Source organism: Frigoribacterium sp. Leaf186 (genome assembly GCF_001423905.1).
GTDB lineage: Bacteria > Actinomycetota > Actinomycetes > Actinomycetales > Microbacteriaceae > Frigoribacterium.
The window spans coordinates 77,301-96,960 of record NZ_LMPQ01000010.1; the positions used below are offsets into that span (position 1 = coordinate 77,301).

At 72.5% G+C, this 19,660-nt stretch carries 20 protein-coding genes and 1 tRNA gene; 13 read left to right on the forward strand and 8 right to left on the reverse strand.

The features are described 5' to 3' along the window. Positions 1-3 precede the first annotated feature (3 nt). The 6 genes from ASG05_RS07120 to ASG05_RS07145 all read left to right on the forward strand — a co-directional run bounded on the left by ASG05_RS07120 (position 4) and on the right by ASG05_RS07145 (position 7,154). A complete protein-coding gene (locus ASG05_RS07120; RefSeq protein WP_056259365.1) occupies positions 4-282 on the forward strand; it encodes a hypothetical protein in 279 nt (92 codons plus the stop codon). A 39-nt stretch (positions 283-321) separates the two neighbouring features. Further along, a complete protein-coding gene (locus ASG05_RS07125; protein ID WP_056259367.1) occupies positions 322-2,181 on the forward strand; it encodes a helicase-associated domain-containing protein in 1,860 nt (619 codons plus the stop codon). Between the two features lie 97 nt (positions 2,182-2,278). After that, positions 2,279-3,913 carry a DNA repair helicase XPB gene (locus tag ASG05_RS07130; protein WP_056259370.1) on the forward strand — a complete coding sequence of 545 codons (1,635 nt, stop codon included), beginning with the start codon at positions 2,279-2,281 and terminating at the stop codon, positions 3,911-3,913. Then, positions 3,910-4,473, forward strand: a complete 564-nt coding sequence (locus ASG05_RS07135; RefSeq protein ID WP_056259371.1) for a hypothetical protein — start codon at positions 3,910-3,912, stop codon at positions 4,471-4,473. Before ASG05_RS07130 ends, ASG05_RS07135 begins: the two co-directional genes overlap by 4 nt. A 114-nt stretch (positions 4,474-4,587) precedes the next feature. Continuing rightward, entirely contained in the window at positions 4,588-5,280 is a 693-nt protein-coding gene (locus ASG05_RS07140) for a response regulator transcription factor (RefSeq protein WP_054146826.1), read from the forward strand. A 104-nt stretch (positions 5,281-5,384) separates the two neighbouring features. Further along, positions 5,385-7,154, forward strand: a complete 1,770-nt coding sequence (locus tag ASG05_RS07145; RefSeq protein WP_056259373.1) for a cell wall metabolism sensor histidine kinase WalK — start codon at positions 5,385-5,387, stop codon at positions 7,152-7,154. A 379-nt stretch (positions 7,155-7,533) separates the two neighbouring features. Here the strand turns inward: ASG05_RS07145 and groL are convergent, their stop codons facing one another. The 5 genes from groL to ASG05_RS07170 form a co-directional block, all read right to left on the reverse strand. Then, the gene (gene groL, locus ASG05_RS07150; protein ID WP_056259375.1) at positions 7,534-9,153 is read right to left on the reverse strand and encodes a chaperonin GroEL; all 1,620 of its coding nucleotides are present in this window, start codon (positions 9,151-9,153) and stop codon (positions 7,534-7,536) included. Positions 9,154-9,352: 199 nt separating this feature from the next. Continuing rightward, positions 9,353-9,556, reverse strand: coding sequence for a cold-shock protein (locus ASG05_RS07155; RefSeq protein WP_056259378.1), 204 nt, complete (start codon positions 9,554-9,556; stop codon positions 9,353-9,355). Between the two features lie 306 nt (positions 9,557-9,862). Beyond that, positions 9,863-10,447 carry a LytR C-terminal domain-containing protein gene (locus tag ASG05_RS07160; protein WP_056259380.1) on the reverse strand — a complete coding sequence of 195 codons (585 nt, stop codon included), beginning with the start codon at positions 10,445-10,447 and terminating at the stop codon, positions 9,863-9,865. An 18-nt stretch (positions 10,448-10,465) separates the two neighbouring features. After that, positions 10,466-10,753, reverse strand: a complete 288-nt coding sequence (locus ASG05_RS07165) for a DUF3263 domain-containing protein (protein ID WP_056259382.1) — start codon at positions 10,751-10,753, stop codon at positions 10,466-10,468. A 130-nt stretch (positions 10,754-10,883) separates the two neighbouring features. Then, the gene (locus ASG05_RS07170; RefSeq protein WP_056259383.1) at positions 10,884-11,849 is read right to left on the reverse strand and encodes a DUF2332 domain-containing protein; all 966 of its coding nucleotides are present in this window, start codon (positions 11,847-11,849) and stop codon (positions 10,884-10,886) included. 104 nt (positions 11,850-11,953) lie between these two features. Between ASG05_RS07170 and msrB the strand changes: the two genes are divergently transcribed. Together msrB and ASG05_RS07180 are read left to right on the forward strand one after the other, a co-directional pair. Continuing rightward, the gene (gene msrB / locus ASG05_RS07175; RefSeq protein ID WP_056259386.1) at positions 11,954-12,355 is read left to right on the forward strand and encodes a peptide-methionine (R)-S-oxide reductase MsrB; all 402 of its coding nucleotides are present in this window, start codon (positions 11,954-11,956) and stop codon (positions 12,353-12,355) included. Next, positions 12,355-12,900, forward strand: a complete 546-nt coding sequence (locus ASG05_RS07180; protein ID WP_056259388.1) for a nitroreductase family protein — start codon at positions 12,355-12,357, stop codon at positions 12,898-12,900. The genes msrB and ASG05_RS07180 overlap by 1 nt, the downstream gene beginning before the upstream one ends. Positions 12,901-12,931: 31 nt before the next feature. Here ASG05_RS07180 and ASG05_RS07185 read toward each other — a convergent pair whose 3' ends face one another. After that, the gene (locus ASG05_RS07185; RefSeq protein ID WP_056259390.1) at positions 12,932-13,114 is read right to left on the reverse strand and encodes a hypothetical protein; all 183 of its coding nucleotides are present in this window, start codon (positions 13,112-13,114) and stop codon (positions 12,932-12,934) included. Between the two features lie 145 nt (positions 13,115-13,259). On the opposite strand from ASG05_RS07185, the gene ASG05_RS07190 reads away from it, so the two are divergent. Continuing rightward, positions 13,260-13,332: transfer RNA gene (locus ASG05_RS07190), tRNA-Thr, on the forward strand. A 55-nt stretch (positions 13,333-13,387) separates the two neighbouring features. On the opposite strand, the gene ASG05_RS07195 is transcribed toward ASG05_RS07190, so the two are convergent. Beyond that, positions 13,388-13,885 (reverse strand): MarR family winged helix-turn-helix transcriptional regulator, encoded by a 498-nt coding sequence (locus ASG05_RS07195; protein ID WP_056259391.1) that lies wholly within the window; start codon positions 13,883-13,885, stop codon positions 13,388-13,390. 37 nt (positions 13,886-13,922) lie between these two features. Between ASG05_RS07195 and ASG05_RS07200 the strand changes: the two genes are divergently transcribed. Continuing rightward, positions 13,923-15,065, forward strand: a complete 1,143-nt coding sequence (locus tag ASG05_RS07200; protein WP_157490122.1) for an FUSC family protein — start codon at positions 13,923-13,925, stop codon at positions 15,063-15,065. A gap of 30 nt (positions 15,066-15,095) precedes the next feature. Here ASG05_RS07200 and ASG05_RS07205 read toward each other — a convergent pair whose 3' ends face one another. Next, complete coding sequence (locus tag ASG05_RS07205) at positions 15,096-15,341, reverse strand: hypothetical protein (protein WP_056259395.1); 246 nt, start codon at positions 15,339-15,341, stop codon at positions 15,096-15,098. 63 nt (positions 15,342-15,404) lie between these two features. Between ASG05_RS07205 and ASG05_RS07210 the strand changes: the two genes are divergently transcribed. The 3 genes from ASG05_RS07210 to ASG05_RS07220 all read left to right on the forward strand — a co-directional run bounded on the left by ASG05_RS07210 (position 15,405) and on the right by ASG05_RS07220 (position 19,651). Then, positions 15,405-15,686 carry a hypothetical protein gene (locus ASG05_RS07210; RefSeq protein WP_157490123.1) on the forward strand — a complete coding sequence of 94 codons (282 nt, stop codon included), beginning with the start codon at positions 15,405-15,407 and terminating at the stop codon, positions 15,684-15,686. Positions 15,687-15,869: 183 nt separating this feature from the next. Then, complete coding sequence (locus ASG05_RS07215) at positions 15,870-16,892, forward strand: 3-oxoacyl-ACP synthase III (protein ID WP_056259399.1); 1,023 nt, start codon at positions 15,870-15,872, stop codon at positions 16,890-16,892. Next, the gene (locus ASG05_RS07220; protein WP_056259401.1) at positions 16,889-19,651 is read left to right on the forward strand and encodes an alpha/beta fold hydrolase; all 2,763 of its coding nucleotides are present in this window, start codon (positions 16,889-16,891) and stop codon (positions 19,649-19,651) included. Before ASG05_RS07215 ends, ASG05_RS07220 begins: the two co-directional genes overlap by 4 nt. Positions 19,652-19,660 lie beyond the last annotated feature (9 nt).

Sequence of the window (19,660 nt, forward strand, 5' to 3'; positions counted from 1 at the left end):
CCCGTGGCCAAGAAGATCGAGACGAGTGCGCCCTCTGACGTCAATCGTACAGAGCGCGTCCTCCTCTTCATGATCCTCGCCGTCGTCGTCGTCTCGGTCCTCGCGTTCTTCACGAGGCTCGTCGGCACGGCGATGGGGGTCGCCGACTTCACCGTCGGCGTCTGGCCCGCCCTCACGATCCTGCCCCTCATCGGGCTCCCGATCGCCGTCGCGATGCTGCTGGCATTCGTGGTGGCGAGCGCCGTGCGTCGCAGCCGCGACTCGCGGGGCACCAGACGGTAACCGCAGACCCGGGCTGCACGACGGCTGGAGGCCTCGACCATGGCTAGTGCACTCGACCTCGCGGGCGTCCTGCGCGCCGTCGACGACGACGACCTGCTGCGCCGCCTCGCGCGCCGGCAGGTCCGGGCGTCGAGCGTCCACGACGCCTTCGACCTCGCCGACGTCCTGCTCGAGCCGGCCAGCGTCCGCGACGCCCTGGCACACCTCGACCGGGTGGCGCTCGTCGTGCTGCAGGTCGTCCGGGTGCCGGGCGACGTCGACGCCGTGCACGACCGCATCGACGCCGCCTTCGAGGTCGACCGCGAGACCGTCCACGTCGCCCTCGAGCGACTCGACGAGGACTTCCTGGTGGTGCGACGCGGCACCTCCGTCGCGACGCTCGACGCCGTCGGCGACCGCCTCGACGACGATCCCGCCCTGGCCCTCGACGTGCTGACCGCCGAGCGACCGCCGGTCGTGCTCGAGACCGTCCTCGACCAGGCCCGTGACGAGGCCGACGCCCGCTCGGCCGAACGCCTGTACGCGGTGGTGATCGAGGTGGCCGAGATCCTTCGCGCCCTCGAGCAGTCGCCGGCGCGCGAGCTCGCCAAGGGCGGGCTGGCCCTGCCCGAGACGCGGCGGCTGGCCGAGGCGGCCCGCATCGACGTCGACGACGTGGCGACCGTGCTCGCCATCGCCGTGCGGGCCGGGCTCGCGGCCCCGAGCCCGGACGGCTGGGTGGTGGCCGCGGACGCGACCGACTGGCTCCGCGCCTCCTGGCCCGACCGGTGGCAGACGCTGACGCGGGCGTGGCTCGGCTCGTTGCCGGGCGAGATCCTCACGGTGCTCGAGCAACGCGTCGACACGTCGTGGGGCCTGCCGTTGCGCGAGTTCTCCGACTGGTCGTACCCGGCCGGCGGCAGCTGGATCACCGAGCGCATCGCCGCCTTCTCCCGCAGCGCCGAGGTGCTCGGCCTGACCTCGGACGACACCCCGACGTCGGCTGCCGTCGCCCTGTTCCGCGAGGGGCCCGCCGCCGCCCGCGCCCGCGTGGCCGCCCTGCTGCCCGACGCGGTCGAGCAGGTGTACCTGCAGCACGACCTCAGCGTCGTCTCGCCCGGCCCTCTCTCGCCCGCGATCGACGCCCGACTGCGGGTCATCGCGGTCGTCGAGAGCGCGGGCCTCGCGGCCACGTACCGCATCACCGAGGGCGGACTGCAGCGCGCGCTGAGCGAGGGCGAGACGGCCGAGACCCTGCGGGACTTCCTCGGCGGCATCTCGTCGACGGGCATCCCCCAGCCGCTGGACTACCTGATCCAGCAGAGCGCCGAACGACACGGCCGGTACCGGGTCCGGGCCGTCGTCCCCGGCCGCGCCCCGGCGGGGGCACCGGGCGACGCGCTGTCGCTCGTCGTCGCCGACGACCGCGCGAGCCTCGACACCCTCGAGGTCGACCAGTCGCTGTCACCCCTCGGCCTCACCCGCGTCGACGCCACGACCGTCGCGAGCCGGTTCGAACGCGACACTGTCTTCTGGTCGCTGAGCGACGAGCGCTACCCGGTCGTCGTGGTCGACGACGACGGCGACGAGGTCGCACCCCCGTCGCGCCGCCGGCCGCGTCGCCCGGCCCCGGTCGAGACGCGCGACCCGCTGCGCGAGCTGGTCACCCGGTTGCACACCGACGACGCCGCCGGCGACGAGTCGACCGACCGTGCCTGGATCGCCCGCCAGCTCGACGCCGCCGTCAAGGGCCGCCTGACCGTCACGGTGACGGTCGCGATGCCCGACGGCAGCACGACCACGCTCGACATGGAGCCCACGGGCATCGGCGGCGGACGCGTCCGCGGCCGCGACAAGAAGTCCGACGTCGAGCGCACGCTGCCGCTGAAGAACGTGGTGGCGGTCGCGAGCCGCGACTGACGCGGGCGGCCCCGTCGGCCGACCCGCGCCTCCTCGTCCCGGCGGGGCCGTGCCCCGCTGAGAGCGACGGCAGGAGGCGCGCCTAGACTCGACCCTCATGACCGGACCCCTGATCGTGCAGAGCGATCGCACCGTCCTGCTCGAGGTCGCGCACGAGCAGGCGGAGGACGCGCGGCACGACCTGAGCGTCTTCGCCGAGCTCGAGCGCGCGCCCGAACACGTGCACACGTACCGCATCACCCGCCTCGGTCTCTGGAACGCCCGGGCCGCCGGGCACACCGCCGACGACATGCTCGGCACGCTCGAGAAGTACAGCAAGTTCCCCGTGCCGCAGAGCGTCAGCGTCGACATCGCCGAGACGGTGGCGCGCTACGGCCGCATCGTCATCGAGCGCGACGGCGACCAGTTGCTGCTGCGCGGCACCGACAGCTCGGTGCTGAGCGAGGTGACCCGGGCCAAGAAGGTCGGCGAGCTGCTCGGCGTCAAGCGGGCCGACGACCTGTGGGAGCTCCTGCCCTGGGCGCGAGGCGAGGTCAAGCAGCAGCTCGTCAAGCTCGGCTGGCCCGCCGAGGACCACGCCGGCTACACGCCCGGCACCCCGCACGCCATCGACCTCGACGAGAGCGACTGGCACCTGCGCGACTACCAGCAGAAGGCCATCGACAACTTCTTCGAGGGCGGCTCGGGCGTCGTCGTGCTGCCCTGCGGAGCGGGCAAGACCCTGGTCGGCGCCGGGGCCATGGCGGCCGCCGGCACCACGACCCTGATCCTCGTCACCAACACGGTCTCGGCGCGGCAGTGGCGCGACGAGCTGCTGAAGCGCACCTCGCTGACCGAGGACGAGATCGGCGAGTACTCGGGCTCGGTGAAAGAGGTCAAGCCCGTCACCATCGCGACCTACCAGATCCTCACCGCCCGTCGCGGCGGCAAGTACACGCACCTGTCGCTGCTCGACGCGCTCGACTGGGGGCTCGTGGTCTACGACGAGGTGCACCTGCTGCCCGCGCCCGTCTTCAAGCTCACGGCCGAGCTGCAGGCCCGCCGCCGCCTCGGCCTCACCGCGACCCTCGTGCGCGAGGACGGCCGCGAGAGCGACGTCTTCAGCCTGATCGGGCCCAAGCGCTTCGACGCCCCGTGGAAGGAGATCGAGGCGCAGGGCTTCATCTCGCCCGCCTCGTGCTACGAGGTGCGGGTCGACCTGCCGCAGGAGGCGCGGCTCGAGTACGCCGCGTCACCCGACGACGAGCGCTACCGGCTGGCCGCGACGGCCCCGGCGAAGCTCGACGTGGTCAAGCACCTCGTGGCGCGGCACGACGGCGAGCAGATCCTGGTCATCGGCCAGTACCTCGACCAGCTCGACGAGCTCGCCGCGGTGCTCGACGCCCCCACGCTGACCGGCAGCACCCCCGTCGACGAGCGCGAGCGCCTCTACCAGCGGTTCCGCGACGGCGACCTCAAGGTGCTCGTCGTCTCGAAGGTCGCGAACTTCTCGGTCGACCTGCCCGAGGCGACCGTGGCGATCCAGGTCAGCGGCTCGTACGGTTCGCGGCAAGAAGAGGCGCAGCGCCTCGGCCGTCTGTTGCGGCCGAAGAAGTCCGGGCTGCCGGCGTCGTTCTACACGCTCGTCAGCCGCGACACGGTCGACCAGGACTTCGCCCAGAACCGCCAGCGCTTCCTGGCCGAGCAGGGCTACAGCTACACGATCCTCGACTCGCCGGTGGTCGCCGCGTGAGCGACGAGCAGGGCGCCGACCTGCCCCTGGGCGACGACGAGCTGTGGCGCGACTCCCTGCGCCGGGTGTTCGCCGCCGACCAGGCGCCGTTCGCCACGTTCGGCCCCCTCGTGGCCTCGCTCGACCATGACGCCATGGAGTTCCGCGGGCAGGTCGCCCGCTTCGCCGAGTGGGACCCGTCGGTGGTCGTCTCGGTCGCACGCACGTACGAGGTGCAGGGCGGGCTGCACGCGGGCGCGACCCTCAGCGTCGTGACCTGGAGCCCCGACCCCGAGGTCATCGAGCGCAGCGACCTGCTCGCCGGTTCACCCGTGAAGGACCACCTGTTCGCCGGCCTCACGGCGATCGGCGCCACCGACGACGCCTCCGAGGCGCAGGTCGTCGCGGCCTCGGTCGAGGAGTTCCCCGGCTGGCAGATCACCCGCGCCTCGGGCTACACCGCGGTGCTCGAACGGCGCGAGGGCGTCGACTTCACGTTGGCCGTGCCGGACGAGCTGCTCGAGCTCACGACCCGCGTCGCGCTGGTGCCCAACGTCGAGTGGGCCGGCCCCGACGCCTGAGCCGAGCGGCTGCCGAGCGTCTCGGCCGACTGAGGGTTGCCGTTCCGACGGCTCGCGGCGGGCGTGCCTCGGGCTCACAGGGAACACCGAGGAGGCGCGCAGATACTTGGGCGCATGAGTGACGGCCCCAAGATCCTGATCGTCGACGACGAACCCAACATCCGCGACCTGTTGACCACGAGCCTGCGTTTCGCGGGCTTCGCCGTCCGAGCGGTCGGCAACGGTGCCCAGGCCATCTCGGCCGTCCTCGAAGAAGAACCCGACCTGATCATCCTCGACGTGATGCTGCCCGACATGAACGGGTTCGGCGTCACCAAGCGACTGCGGTCGTCGGGCTACACCTCGCCGATCCTCTTCCTCACGGCGAAGGACGACACCGAGGACAAGATCACCGGTCTGACGGTCGGCGGCGACGACTACGTCACCAAGCCGTTCAGCCTCGACGAGATCGTCGCCCGCATCAAGGCGATCCTTCGCCGCACCATGAACGAGGACGAAGACGCGATCATCCGCGCCGGCGAGCTCACCATGGATCAAGACACTCACGAGGTCACCATCGGCGAGACCGCCATCGAGCTCAGCCCCACCGAGTTCAAGCTGCTGCGCTACCTCATGCTGAACCCGAACCGGGTGCTCTCGAAGGCCCAGATCCTCGACCACGTGTGGGAGTACGACTTCAACGGCGACGCCGGCATCGTCGAGAGCTACATCTCGTACCTGCGGCGCAAGCTCGACCAGTTCTCGACCGAACCGATCATCCAGACCAAGCGCGGCTTCGGCTACATGCTCAAGGCCTCCAAGGCCTGAGCGGCCGCTCGTCCGACGAGCGCCGACACGACGATGCCCGACCGCCCCGTGCGGTCGGGCATCGTCGTGTCGACCCCCAGCCGGCTCCGCTAACGTCTGACCCCATGCACGCACGCCTCTCGCAGTGGTGGAACGAGATCTCCATCCGCACCAAGATCACCGGCATCACGGTGACCCTGGTCACCCTCGGCCTCGTCGTCGCCGGCCTCGGCACGATGACCGTGCTCAGCACCTACCTCATGGGGCAGGTCGACACCTCGCTCGAGAACTCCGCCCGCAACCTCAACGGCGCGTTGATCGACTCGACCGACTCGCGGTCGTGCACGGTGAACTTCGGCGGACTGACGAGCAGCTACGTGGCGATCCTCGACGACGAGGGCGACCTGATCTGCGACACCCGCAGCCAGCTGTCGAGCTCGACGGACGCCCCCGTGCTGACCGGTCTCGGCATCTCGGGCGCCCCGATGGACGAGGCGTTCATCCGGTACAGCACGAGCCGCGACAACGAGTGGCGCCTCTACGCCCACCCCACCCAGCTGCAGTCGACCGACGCCCAGGGCACCGTGTCGCTCGTCCCGGCGACGATCGTCGCCGGCACCAACCTGGCCAGCACCAACGCCACCATCGGGCGCTTCGGCGGCATCTTCCTGGGCTTCGGGCTCTCGGTGGTCGTCCTGGGGGCCGCGCTGACGCGCCTCCTCGTCACGTCGACCTTCGCCCCGCTGCGCGACGTCGAGGCCACGGCCGCCCGCTTCGCCGACGGCGACTTCACCCAGCGCCTCGACTCGACCACGCCGAACACCGAGGTGGGTCGCCTCAACCGGTCGCTCAACACCATGCTCAGTCGCATCGACAGCGCCTTCGACGACCGGGCCAAGACGATCGACCAGATGCGACGCTTCGTCGGCGACGCGAGCCACGAGCTGCGCACGCCGCTCGTGTCGTTGCGCGGGTACGCCGAGCTCTACCGCATGGGCGCGCTCACCAAGCCGGAGGACGTCGCCCAGGCGATGGACCGCATCGAGAAAGAGGCGATCCGCATGGGGGTGCTCGTGCAGGACCTCCTCGCCCTGGCCCGCCTCGACGAGTCGAAGCCGCTCGAGCTCGGCCCGGTCGACCTCGTGCAGCTCGCCCGCGACTCCGCCCTCGACACGATGGCGTCGAACCCCGACCGCGACATCGATGTCATCGTGCTCGAGCCGGTCGCCCCGCCGCTCGAGGCACCGGTCGACGGCGACGACGCGACCGTCGACGGGCGCCTCCCCCAGGCCGCTCCCCCGGCCGCGACCACGCCGTCAGCGACGGGCGCGACGCTCGGAGCAGCCGCACCCGGGGCGACGGGGCCGATCTCGTTCGCGGGCGCGACCCTCGCGCGCCTCCGGAGCCTGCGGGCCCGGGCGGTGCGCAACGGCGACACGGTCACGGCCGACGAGCTGCAGGACGAGGTGCAGCGGTTCGAGGCACCCGCGATCGTGCACGGCGAAGAGAACAAGATCCGCCAGGTGATCACCAACCTGATGGGCAACGCGATGCGGTTCACCGAGCACGACAGCCCGATCGAGCTCGTCGTGCAGTCCGACCCGTCGCGCGGCGTCGCCACCGTCGCCATCGTCGACCACGGCGAGGGCATCCCGCCGCAGATCCGCGAGAAGATCTTCCAGCGGTTCTGGCGTGCCGACTCGTCTCGCACCCGCGACACCGGAGGCAGCGGCCTCGGCCTCGCCATCGTGTCGGGCATCGTCTCGGCCCACGGTGGCTCGGTCGACGTCGGCGACACCCCCGGCGGCGGAGCGACCTTCCGCGTCGCCCTGCCCCTGATGCCCGCCGACGTCGCCACGCCCGCCGAGCCGGTCGCCGCCGGCGCCACCGCCTGAACGCGAGCCGACTCGCCGCACGGCGGCCGTGGCTCGCCGGCCCCGCCGTCGCCCCACCCCTTCGAGCGGCGCACAACCCCTGCCTAGGCAAATCGCTCACCGCCGAACGCGAGGGTGGCCCGGGCGGACAGAGCGTCGCACCCGAGCCACCCCCTCAAGCGGCGCACAACCCCTGCCTAGGCAAATCGCTCACCGCCGAACGCGAGGGTGCACCGGGCGGACGGAGCGTCGCACCCGGGCCCCCGCGACACCGCACACCCGGGCCACACCGCACACCCGGGCCATCCCGCGACACCGCGCACCGGGAACGCCGAAGGGCGGCTCCCCCGAGGGGGAACCGCCCTTGTGCGTGTGCCCGGCGCGAGCCGGACGGTGCGGACTAGAAGTCCATGCCACCCGAGGGGTCGCCGGCCGGGGCCGGGTTGCGCTCGGGCTTGTCGGCGACGACGGCCTCGGTCGTGAGGAACAGACCGGCGATCGACGCGGCGTTCTGCAGAGCCGAACGCGTGACCTTGGCGGGGTCGATGATGCCGGCGGCCAGCATGTCGACGTACTCGCCGGTCGCGGCGTTGAGGCCCCAACCGACGTCGAGCCCACGGACCTTGTCGGCCACGACGCCGGGCTCCATGCCCGCGTTGAAGGCGATCTGCTTCAGCGGAGCGTCGATCGCGACGCGGACGATGTTCGCGCCCGTCGCCTCGTCGCCCTCGAGCTGCAGGTTCGCCAGGGCGGTCTTGCCGGCCTGGATGAGGGCGACGCCACCACCGGCGACGATGCCCTCTTCGACGGCAGCCTTCGCGTTGCGGACGGCGTCCTCGATGCGGTGCTTGCGCTCTTTCAGCTCGACCTCGGTCGCGGCACCCGCCTTGATGACGGCGACGCCACCGGCGAGCTTCGCGAGGCGCTCCTGGAGCTTCTCGCGGTCGTAGTCGCTGTCGGTCGCCTCGATCTCGCTGCGGATCTGACGGACGCGTCCGGCGATCTGCTCGTCGTCGCCGGCACCCTCGACGATGGTCGTCTCGTCCTTGGTGATGATGACCTTGCGGGCACGGCCGAGCAGGTCGAGCGTGGCGTTCTCGAGCTTGAGACCGACCTCTTCGGCGATGACCTGACCACCGGTGAGGATCGCGATGTCCTGCAGCTGCGCCTTGCGACGGTCACCGAAGCCGGGGGCCTTGACGGCGACCGACTTGAAGATGCCGCGGATCTTGTTGACGACCAGCGTGGCCAGGGCCTCGCCGTCGACGTCTTCGGCGATGATCAGCAGCTGCTTGCCCGACTGGATGACCTTGTCGACGATCGGCAGCAGGTCTTTGATGTTCGAGATCTTCGAGTTGACGATGAGCACGTAGGCGTCTTCGAAGACGGCCTCCTGGCGCTCGGGATCGGTGACGAAGTACTGCGACAGGTAGCCCTTGTCGAAGCGCATGCCCTCGGTGAGCTCGAGCTCGGTGCCGAAGGTGTTGCTCTCTTCGACGGTGACGACGCCCTCTTTGCCGACCTTGTCGATGGCTTCGGCGATGAGCGCGCCGATGGTGGGGTCGGCGGCCGAGATCGACGCCGTGGCGGCGATCTGCTCTTTGGTCTCGATGTCCTTCGCGTCGGCGAGCAGCTGGTCGGAGACGGCCTGGGCGGCCTTCTCGATGCCGCGCTTCAGCGAGATGGGGTCGGCGCCGGCCGCGACGTTGCGAAGGCCTTCGCGGACGAGGGCCTGGGCCAGCACCGTCGCCGTGGTCGTGCCGTCACCGGCGACGTCGTCGGTCTTCTTCGCGACCTCTTTGACGAGCTCGGCACCGATCTTCTCGAACGGGTCGTCGAGCTCGATCTCCTTGGCGATGGAGACGCCGTCGTTCGTGATGGTGGGAGCGCCCCACTTCTTCTCGAGCACGACGTTGCGACCACGCGGGCCGAGCGTGACCTTCACCGCGTCGGCCAGGATGTTCAGGCCACGCTCGAGGCCACGACGGGCCTCTTCGTCAAAAGCAATGATCTTAGCCATGTGTGTTTTTCGTCCCTCCCGGACGTCATGAAGCAGAAGCATTGGCACTCACGTGTCGCGAGTGCCAGCAACGATTCTGGCACTCGCCCGATGAGAGTGCAAGTGACGTCCCGGGGCCCGGGGACGCGAGCACGCCGCCACGGCGGACCGTGACGGCGTGCTCGGCGGGCGTCGACGCGTCGGGGCGCGCCGACCGGGTTCAGGCGAGTCGGACGGACTCCGCCTGGGGCCCCTTGTCGCCCGTGCCGACCTCGAAGACGACGGCCTGGCCCTCTTCGAGGACCTTGTACCCGCTCATGTCGATGGCCGAGTAGTGCACGAAGACGTCCTGGCCGCCCTCCTCGACGGTGATGAAGCCGTAGCCCTTCTCCGCGTTGAACCACTTGACGGTCCCGTGTGCCATGGTGTCGCTCCCCTTTGCTGTGTGCGTACGGCGCGTGCGGTGCCGCCGAGCCGGGTCGTCGACGCAGTGACCTGCGCACCCGGACGGGGCAGCGTCACTCGTGCAGAACACCAGGTCGGCGAGCCGTGAGGGGCGACCAGTTCCCGATGCTAGCGGCGAGAAAAGCCCGAGAACACGGGTGATCCGAGAAACACCCGCCGAAAGCGAGGATTTAACCGGTGATTAAACACGGGCGTAACACGGGAGGCGCGGTGAGGGCCCGACGGCACCCGCGCCTCCTCGGGGCGGCCGCCCCGGCAGCCCTCGTCAGGCGCTGTAGTCGGCGCCGAGGACGATCGTGACCGAGGCCCCGGGGAAGGCGTCGGTCAGCTCGACGTCCGAGATGCCGAGCTGCTGGGCGAGCCCGAGCGCCACGGCCTCGTCGGCGGCCGACGAGTAGTAGACGGTCGAGGTCGACACGCGCTCGCTGGCGTTGCCCTGCGTGCCGACCACCCAGCCCGCGGTCTCGAGGCGCTCCGACGCGGCGCCGGCGAGGCCCGCCGTGGCCGTGCCGTTCAGGACGGTGACGGTGGTGACCTCGGGGTCGACCTGCGACGGGTCGGTGAGCGGGGCGACCGTCGCGCTGGCCGACGGCGTGGGCGTCGACGTGGCCGTGTCGGTCGCGGCGGCCCCGGGCTGGGCCGTGCCGGACGACGACGGGTTGACGAACTGGAAGCTGTCGTTGGCGACGCCGAGGTAGATGACGCCGGCGCCCACCAGCACGCCGGTCGCCAGGGCGGCCCAGGCGAAGCCGACCCAGCCGCTGCCCGGGCGCTTCTCGGCCCGGTGTGCGCCGACGCGATCGAGGTCGGCGGGGACGTCGTCGAACCGGTCTCGGTCGAATGCAGGCATGCGTGGTTCTCTCGTGGATCAGTGGGTCGGACCGAACGAACGGGTCGCTCGGGCGTCGCGGCGGGCGGCTCGCAGTCGCTGCAGACGGCCGACGAGCATGGGTGCGTAGGCCAGTGCAGCCGGTCGGTCTATGAGCGAGTTGAGCAACTGCTGGTAGCGGACGGCCCCGAGGCCGAGGTCGCGACGGATCGCGGCCTCTCGCGCGCCGGGTGCCGTCGGGGCACGCTGCTCGAAGTCGAGGACGGCGCGGTCGCGCTCGGACAGCGCACTGGCGCGCACGTCGTCGGCCGTCTCGTTCTCGTCCATCGGTGCGGCCCTCCCCTCGGTTCCGGGTCATCCTACGGGCGGGCCCGCGGCCGATCGCGGAGGCCGGGCGCGTGGTCCGGCATCCGGTGGCACACCCCGGCACGGCCCGTCCGCCCCCGGCGGCGGGGGCTCACGACACGAGGTGCAGGCGCGTCCCGTGCGCGTCGCCGACCCCGATCGCCCGCCCGTCGAGCGCGAGCGCGGCGAAGGCGTCCTCGGCCGGCACGCCCGGCGGCACGTCGGCGATGACGTCGGTCAGCAGGTCGCGCCGTTCGTACGAGATCCACCGCGCACCCAGGCGGCCGACCTCGTCGACGAAGGCCTGGCGTCGCCGACCCGGCAGGTAGACGAGCGTGCCCGTCGACACGACGACGAGCGTCGCCCCGTCCGGTGCCTCGGCGGCGAGGCCCGCGAGACCGTCGACGGCGTCCGCCGCCACGAGCCGAGGAGGCGCGGTGCGGGCGAGCGCGACCGCTCGCGTCAGCAGCTCGTGCCGGTCGCCGCGCTCGGGCGGCAACAAGGTCTCGAGCCACGCCACCTGGTCGCCGTCGCGCACGTCGACGGGGTCGAGGTCGAGCCCCGCGCGCCAGACGACCTCGGGCAGCGTCCCGTCAGGCAGCGGGGCCGCGTCGACCCCCGCGTCGACGTCGACGACGAGCTGCACCGGGCTCGACGGGTCACCCCAGGCGCGGTCGCCGGCGCGGTAGCCGTACCGGTCGACGCCGAGGCAGAGGCCGGCCGAGGCACCGACCTCGAGCAACGCGACGGGCCCGGGCACCCGGGCCAGCGCAATCGACAGCGGGGCGCAGCGGCGCACGTCGTTTGTCTGGGTGAGCCGGCGGCCGAGTTCGGCCACGACCTCGTCGGAGCGGGCGAGCAGCCAGGGGCGCAGCGCCGACCAGGGCCCGGACGGCGCACCCAGCCACCGGCAGACCGCGAGGACGAGGACGGGCTGGCGCCGCGCCTCCTCGGCCCGGTCGACGACGGCGAGCGCCGCCGGGTCGCCGGCGATGCCGCGGGCCAGGGCGGCCTGGGAGGGCGAGCCCTCATGGTCGAAGGCGAGGGCCGCGGCCACGAACCGCTCGGAGGTGATCACGCCACGAGTCTGCACGCCGCGAGCCTGGCAGCCCGGTGGACGCCGGGAATCGAGCGACGACGGATCGTGTTGGATGAGGAGTCCCGACAAGCGAGGAGATCATCGTGGCGTACAAGATCGAGAAGACCGACGAGCAGTGGCGCGAGGAGCTCGACGCCGACCAGTACTCCGTCCTGCGTGAGGCCGCCACCGAGCGCCCGTGGACGGGCGAGCTGCTCGACGAGAGCCGCGCCGGCACCTACGCCTGTGCCGCCTGCGGCGCCGAGCTGTTCAAGAGCGGCACCAAGTTCGACAGCGGCTGCGGTTGGCCCAGCTTCTACGAGTCGGTGAACCCCGACGCCGTGCAGCTGATCGACGACAACAGCCTCGGCATGACCCGCACCGAGGTGCGTTGCGCGAACTGCGGCTCGCACCTGGGCCACGTGTTCCCCGACGGTTTCGGCACGCCCACCGGCGACCGCTACTGCATGAACAGCATCTCGCTCGACTTCAAGGCCGCCGAGTAGTGAGCACGGTCGCCGACGCCGCCCGGCGTCGTCGGTCGCGGTCGAAGGTCACCGACGTCGCGCCGACGCACGAGCAACTGCTCGACGCCGTGCGGTCGGCGGCGACGGTGGCCGACCACTCCGAGCTGCGCCCCTGGCGCCTGCTCGAGTTCCGGGGTGACGACCGGTTGGTCGTGGGCCGGTCGCTCGCCGACGCGAGCGGAGCCGAGGGCCACGCCCGCGACAAGCTGACCCAGAAGGCGCTGCGGGCGCCGCTGATCGTCGCGGTCGTCGTCTCGCCGCGCGAGAGCCGCAAGGTGCCGTACTGGGAGCAAGAATCCGTCGCCTCGGGCGTCGCGCACCTGTTGTCGCTCGTGCTCGACGACGCGGGCTGGGGCGTCTTCTGGCGCACCGGCGTGTGGACCCGCACGGCCGAGGTGGCCGCGGCGCACGGCCTGCGTGACGGCGAGCAGCTGCTGGGCTGGCTCTACGTGGGCGGTCGCGACGACGACGAGGGCAAGCCGCGCAAGCTGCTCGACCCCGAACGGTTCGTCAGCACGCCGTAGTCGGTCGGTGCCCCTGCGGGCACCGACCCGGTCACCAGGTCTTGTGGCTGTTGCCGATCACCGTGATGGGCAGCCAGAACGACCCGGTCATCAGCACGATGCCCGCGAAGAAGACGAACGCGTTGGGTTCGCCGGTGCCGAACGAGTAGGCGAACAGGGCGAAGCTGACGAAGAGCAGGGCGAGCGAACCGATCGCGGTCAAGATCGTGGACAAGGGGGCTCCTCAGGTCGGTGCGTCGGACGGGCGCGGTGCGCTCGGTCCACTTCACCACTTCTCGCCCCCGAAGCGCCAATCCTGCACCGGCCGCACCCTTCTCACCAGGGCAGGAGGCGCGGGCTGGGTAAGATGGGCACGCTCCGCCGGCCTGGCGCAATTGGTAGCGCATCCGACTTGTAATCGGAAGGTTACGGGTTCAAGTCCCGTGGCCGGCTCTCTTTCCTTCTCCTCCTCGCAGCCCTGGTCGCGCCCCCGCCGACCCGGTCGGCGTCAGCCCTCGAGGGCGACGAGCAGGTGACGCAGGCCGTCCGCGACGGCCGCGCGCGCCTCCTCGGGCAGGGCGGCGAGCATCGCTCGTTCGTCGGCGAGCTGGACCTCGAGCACGCGGTCGATCAACCGTCGGCCGGTGGCGGTCGGCGCGACGAAGTAGCCCCGGTGGTCGTCGGGGTTCGGAGAACGGTCGACGAGGCCGGTCGCGAGCAGGCCCTTCACGCGCTTGGTGACGGCCGGCGGTGACAGCAGGGTCTCGTCGGCGAGCTGCGTCGGGGTGGTCGGGGCGTCCCGCCGGGTGAGGGCGGCGAGCAGGTCGAAGTCGGCACGCCCGAGCCCGTACTCGGCGAGCAGGTCGTCGCTGCGCCGCTGCACGATGCGGGCGAGCCGGTTGACCCGGCCGATGACGGGGATGGCCGAGACGTCGAGGTCGGGTCGCAGCTCGCGCCACCGGTCGTGGACGTCGTCCATCGCGTCGCGCGGATCGTGGTCGGTCATGCCCTTGAGGCTAGCGATGGTTCACGGGTAAAGTGGTGTGAGATCATTCACCCGTGAAGCAGTTCGACGACGAGCGCCCACGCCGCGTCGACCGGAGGAACACCCCATCGCGACCACCACCCCCACCCACCGCCTGCTGCCGCACCCACGCGACCTGCTGCGCCTCGGTCCGCACGACGGCGCCCACCGCCCGGCAGCGCGCGTCGCCGTCTCGGTGCTCGTGCCGATGGTCGTGCTCGCGCTGATCGGCCACGTCGAGTGGACGCCCTACGCGGTGTTCGGGGCCTTCGCCTCGGCGTTCGGTCGTGGTCTGCCGCGCGTCCAGCGCCTCGAGATGCAGCTCGAGGCAGGGCTCGGCCTGGTCGCCTGCGTCGTGCTGGGCACGGCCCTCGCGGCCTCGGGTGCCCCGGTGTGGGTGGCCGTCGTCGCCATCGGCCTCGTGGCCGGCCTCGCCTCCGCCGTGTCGGACCTGCGCCGGTGGAGCCCGCCCGGCCCGCTCTTCTTCGTCTTCGGCCTCGGCGTGACGGCGTTCGTCCCCGCGACCGCCTCGACCGTCGCCGTGGCCGCGGTCGTCGCCCCGGCGAGCCTCGCGGTGGCGCTGCTCGCCTCGCTCGCGGGCGTCCTGCTGCCCGCCGGCCGTCGGGCGCTCGCCACCCCCGACGGACGCCGCTGGAGGCGCGAGCCGAGACCGCTGGACGGCCGGCGGACGATCGTCCACGCCGCCGTCTGCCTCGTCGCCTCGATCGCGGCCGGGCTGCTCAGCGTGGCGCTCGGCGTGCAGAGCCCGTACTGGGCGATGGTGTCGGCCGTGGTGCCCGTGGTGGGGACGGCGACCGCGGGCCAGCTCGTGCGGGCCGGCCACCGCCTCCTCGGCACCCTCGTCGGGGTGGGCCTGGCCGCCCTGCTGCTGGCATGGCAGCCCGGCGTCGCCGCCCTGATCGTCGCCTTCGGGGTGCTGCAGTTCGCGACCGAGCTGCTGATCGTGCGCAACTACGGGCTCGCGCTCGTCACCATCACGCCGATGGCTCTCGGGATGCGGGCACTCGGAGGCGCACCCGTCGACGTGGGCGCCCTCGTGGCGGCCCGGACCGCCGACACCGCGATCGGGGTGGGCGTGGTCGTCGTCGTGCTGCTCGCGACGCACCGGCTGCGGCGACCCCGGCCGGAGCCCGCGGCCTGACCGCTGCCGACGGGGCGGATCGGCCGCGGGTCAGACCTGGCGGGCCCTCGCGCGTCGGCCGTCCTTGCTCCACCAGACCAGGTCGGCGACGCCCTGCCCGATCAGCAGCAGGGCCACGACCAGGATGATCACGGTGAGCGCCTGGACCGGCACCCCCGAGGCGATGTTGAGCACCTGCACGACGAGGCCGAACAAGCCGATCAGCACCTCGAACACGGCGGGCACCACGGCGCCCGTCTTCGTCAGGGTGAACCAGGGTCGCCGCAGGTCGCTCATGCACCCGAGGGTACAAGGTGCGCGGGCTACGATCGCCGGGACCCGACCTGCCGAGGAGGCACCGTGCGACGACGCGACGTGCACGTCGACCCCGACGTGCCGAACTGGCTGCTGACCAAGCGCGGCGGCATCGTGCTGCCCGCCGTCACGGTGTTCTGCGCGCTCGTCGTGATCGCGAGCATCGTCGCCGCCCTGACGGTCGGCGGCGGCAGCGTCACCGTCGTCACGGTGGTCGTCGTGCTGGCCGGGCTGGGGGCCGTCACCTGGGCCGTCGCCGACCTCGTCTGGTGGTCCCGAGACGACCGGCGTCGCATCATCGCGCTGCCCCGCGACCCCGAGGCCTGACGCCGCACCCGCCCGCCGCATGCCGTTCGCGGCATGGACGTGCCCCGTCAACCTGGCAACCACCCAGCGTCCGTCGCCGTAAACTGACGGGTGCACCAGACCGGTGCCCACGACGTTCGGCTCCGCTCGCGACCCCGCGCGCGCGTGCAGCCCCACCCCGCCACAACTCGACAGGGAGTTCCGTTGAACGGAAACGCTACGACCCGGCACAGCAACGTCGCGTTGCTGTCGGTCACCAGCACGATGGCCGACCGGGTCACGACCTCCGAGAGCATCGACGAGAAGCTCCTGCCCGTGCTCAAGCGCCTCAAGCTGCCGACCGGCCTGCTGCAGCGCGTCGCCGGCGTGTACGAGCGCCGCAACTGGAGCACCGAGCAGAGCTTCGACTCCGCGGCCATCGACGCCGGCAAGCGCGCCATGGCCGAGGCGGGCATCCGACCCGACCAGGTCGGCCTGCTGATCAACACCTCGGTCACGCGTCCGCACCTCGAGCCCTCGGTCGCCGTGCGCCTGCACCACGGCCTCGGCCTGCCCTCGTCGGCCACGAACTTCGACATCGCCAACGCCTGCCTCGGCTTCGTCAACGGCATGACCCTCGCGGCACAGCTGATCGACGCCGGCCAGGTCGACTACGCCGTCATCATCGACGGCGAGGACGCCGACGACGTCCAGGTCAACACGATCGACCGCCTGCTCACCAAGGGCTACGGCCGTGACGACTTCATGAGCGAGTTCGCCAGCCTGACCCTCGGCTCGGGTGCCGCCGCCGCCGTCATCGGCCGCGCCGACCTGCACCCCGAGGGCCACCGCATCGTCGGCGGCGTCACGCGCGCCGCGACCGAGAACTACGACCTGTGCGTCGGCAGCGTCGACGGCATGTTCACCGACGCGAAGGCCCTGCTCAAGCGCGGCATGGAGCTCGTCGTCTCGGCCTGGAAAGAAGCGAAGCGCGACTGGAACTGGCAGCGCATGGACCGCTACATCATGCACCAGGTCAGCGACGTGCACACCGGCGCCTTCGTCAAGGCCGCGGGCATCGACAAGAAGCTCGTCCCGCTCACCTACCCGACCCTCGGCAACGTCGGCCCGGCGTCGATTCCGATCACGCTGGTCGAAGAAAGCAAGACCCTCAGCAAGGGCGACCGCGTGCTGCTGATGGGCGTCGGCTCGGGCATCAACACCGCGATGATGGAGCTCGCCTGGTGAGTCGGCTCCCGCGGTCCGCCTCCGCCACGGCGCCGGCGTCACGTCCCCCCGCGGGTCTCGGCGGGCTCGACCCGTCGTGGTCGCGCCTCGTCGACGTGCCGTACGGGCTCGGCTCGCACCGCGCCTCCCGCACCTGGCACGTCCTCGACAACGGCGACGCACTGGCGGCCCTCGGTGTCGAACCCGTCGGCACGATCCTCTGCGTGCACGGCAACCCCACCTGGTCGTACCTGTGGCGCCGACTCGTCGCCCGCACGGTCGAGGCCGCCGCCGCCGGTGGGCCCGCCTGGCGGGTCGTCGCCGTCGACCAGCTCGACATGGGGTTCTCGGAGCGCACCGGTTCACCGCAGACCCTGGCCCGCCGCGTCGCCGACCTGGGTGACCTGACCGACGCGCTCGGGGTCACCGGCCCGGTCGTGACGCTCGGCCACGACTGGGGCGGCGTCGTCTCGTCGGGCTGGGCCGTCGACCACCCCGGGCAGCTCGCCGGGCTGATGCTGCTGAACACCGCGATCCACCAGCCCGAGGGCGAGAACATCCCGGCGCCCCTGCGCCTCACCCTCGCCCGCGGCGTGCTGGGCCGGGCGACCGTCGGCACGACCGGGTTCCTCGACGTCACCCTCGGCCTCGCGCACCCGCCCCTCTCGGCCGAGGTCAAGGCGGGCTTCCGGGCGCCGTACCGCCAGGCCGACCGGCGCGGGGGCATCGGCGGCTTCGTGGCCGACATCCCCGTCGACGACGAGCACGTCAGCAGCCCCGAGCTGGACCGCATCGCCGAGGGGCTGCGCCAACTCACCGTGCCGGCCCTGATGCTCTGGGGCCCGCGCGACCCGATCTTCTCCGACCGCTACCTCGACGACCTCGTCGACCGGCTGCCGCACGCCGACGTCCACCGTTTCGAGGGCGCCGGCCACCTCGTCGCCGAGGACGTCGACTACGCCGGTGCCGTGCTCACCTGGCTCGGCGACCGCCTGCCCGACGGCGCTACCGGCACCGGCGCCGGCGACGCCGACACCGGCGGCACCCCCGGACCCGAGGAGGCGCGGGTCGCCTCCCCGCAGGACCGCCCGCTCTGGTCGCACCTCGACTCCCTGGCCGACAGCCCGGCCACCGCGCTCGTCGAGATGGCCCCCGCGGGTGCCGAGGGCCCCCGCTCGGTCAGCTGGAGCCTGCTGGCCCGTCGCGTCCGCGAGATCGCCCTCGGCCTGCGGAAGCACGGCGTGCGGCCGGGCGACCGGGTCTCGCTGCTCGTGCAGCCCGGTGCCGACCTGACCGCCGTGCTCTACGCCTGCGTCCGCATCGGCGCCGTCGTGGTCGTGGCCGACGCCGGCCTGGGCGTCCGCGGCCTGACCCGTGCGGTCCGCGGCGCCTGGCCCGACCACGTCATCGGGCAGGTGCCCGGCTTGACCGCGGCGACCGCCCTCGGCTGGCCCGGCCGCAAGATCTCGACGACGACGCTGTCACCGGTCGCCGCGAAGGCCCTCGGCGTCGAGGCCTCGCTGCCCGAGATCGCCGCCCTGGGTCGGCGGGCCCACGACGCCCTCGCCGACCTGCCCGAGGCACCCTCCTCGGACGCCGAGGCCGCGATCCTCTTCACCTCGGGCTCGACCGGCCCCGCCAAGGGCGTCGTCTACCGCCACGGCCAGCTGACCGCCCTGCGCGACGCCCTGGCCGAGCAGTACGGCGTCGGCCCGGGCACCGGACTCGTCGCCGGCTTCGCGCCGTTCGCCCTGCTCGGGCCCGCCCTCGGCGCGACGAGCGTCACGCCCGACATGGACGTCACGAAGCCGCGCACCCTGACGGCCCGGGCCGTGGCCGCCGCGACCGCGGCCGTCGACGCCACCGTCGTCTTCCTCTCCCCCGCCGCGCTCGCCAACGTCGTCGCGACGGCCGACTCGCTCGACGAAGCCGACCGCCGTGCCCTGGCCGGCGTCGAGACGTTCCTGTCGGCCGGCGCGCCCGTCTCCGAGACGCTGCTGGCGGCTGCCGGCGACCTCATGCCGAACGCGACGCCCCACACGCCGTACGGCATGACCGAGGGCCTGCTGCTGACCGACGTCACGCTCGAGGGCGTGCGCTCCGCGACGGCCGACCGCGAGGCCGCCGTCGCCGCGGGCGCGCCCGACGCGGGCGGCGTCTGCGTCGGGCTGCCCGGGGCGACCACGACGGTGCGGATCGCGCCCCTCGACGAGGCGGGCCGCGCCTCCTCGGCCTTCGTCGACGACGCCGGCGTGACCGGCGAGATCGTCGTCTCGGCCCCGCACGTCGAAGACCACTACGACCGGCTCTGGCTGACGCACCGCGCGAGCCGCCTCGGCTCGACCGCCGAGACCCGCTGGCACCGCACCGGCGACGTCGGGCACCTCGACGCGCAGGGACGCCTCTGGGTCGAGGGCCGTCTGCCCCACGTGATCACGACGCCCACGGGCGTCCTGACGCCGGTGGCCTCCGAACAGGCCGTGGAGGCGCTGGCCGGCATCGCCCGAGCCGCCGTCGTCGGCGTCGGCCCGGCCGGCACGCAGCAGGTCGTCGTCGTCGCCGAGGCCGTCCCCCCGGCTCGTCGCCCCGGGCTGGCCTCCGCGGCCCTGGCGGCCTCGGTCCGCTCGGCCGTCGCCGACGCGTCGGGACGACCCGTGGCCGCCGTGCTCGTCGTGCCGCAGCTGCCGACGGACGTCCGGCACAACAGCAAGATCGACCGCACCGGGCTCGCCGGCTGGGCCACGTCCGTGCTGTCGGGCGGACGGATGCGCCGCCCGTGACCCGCGACG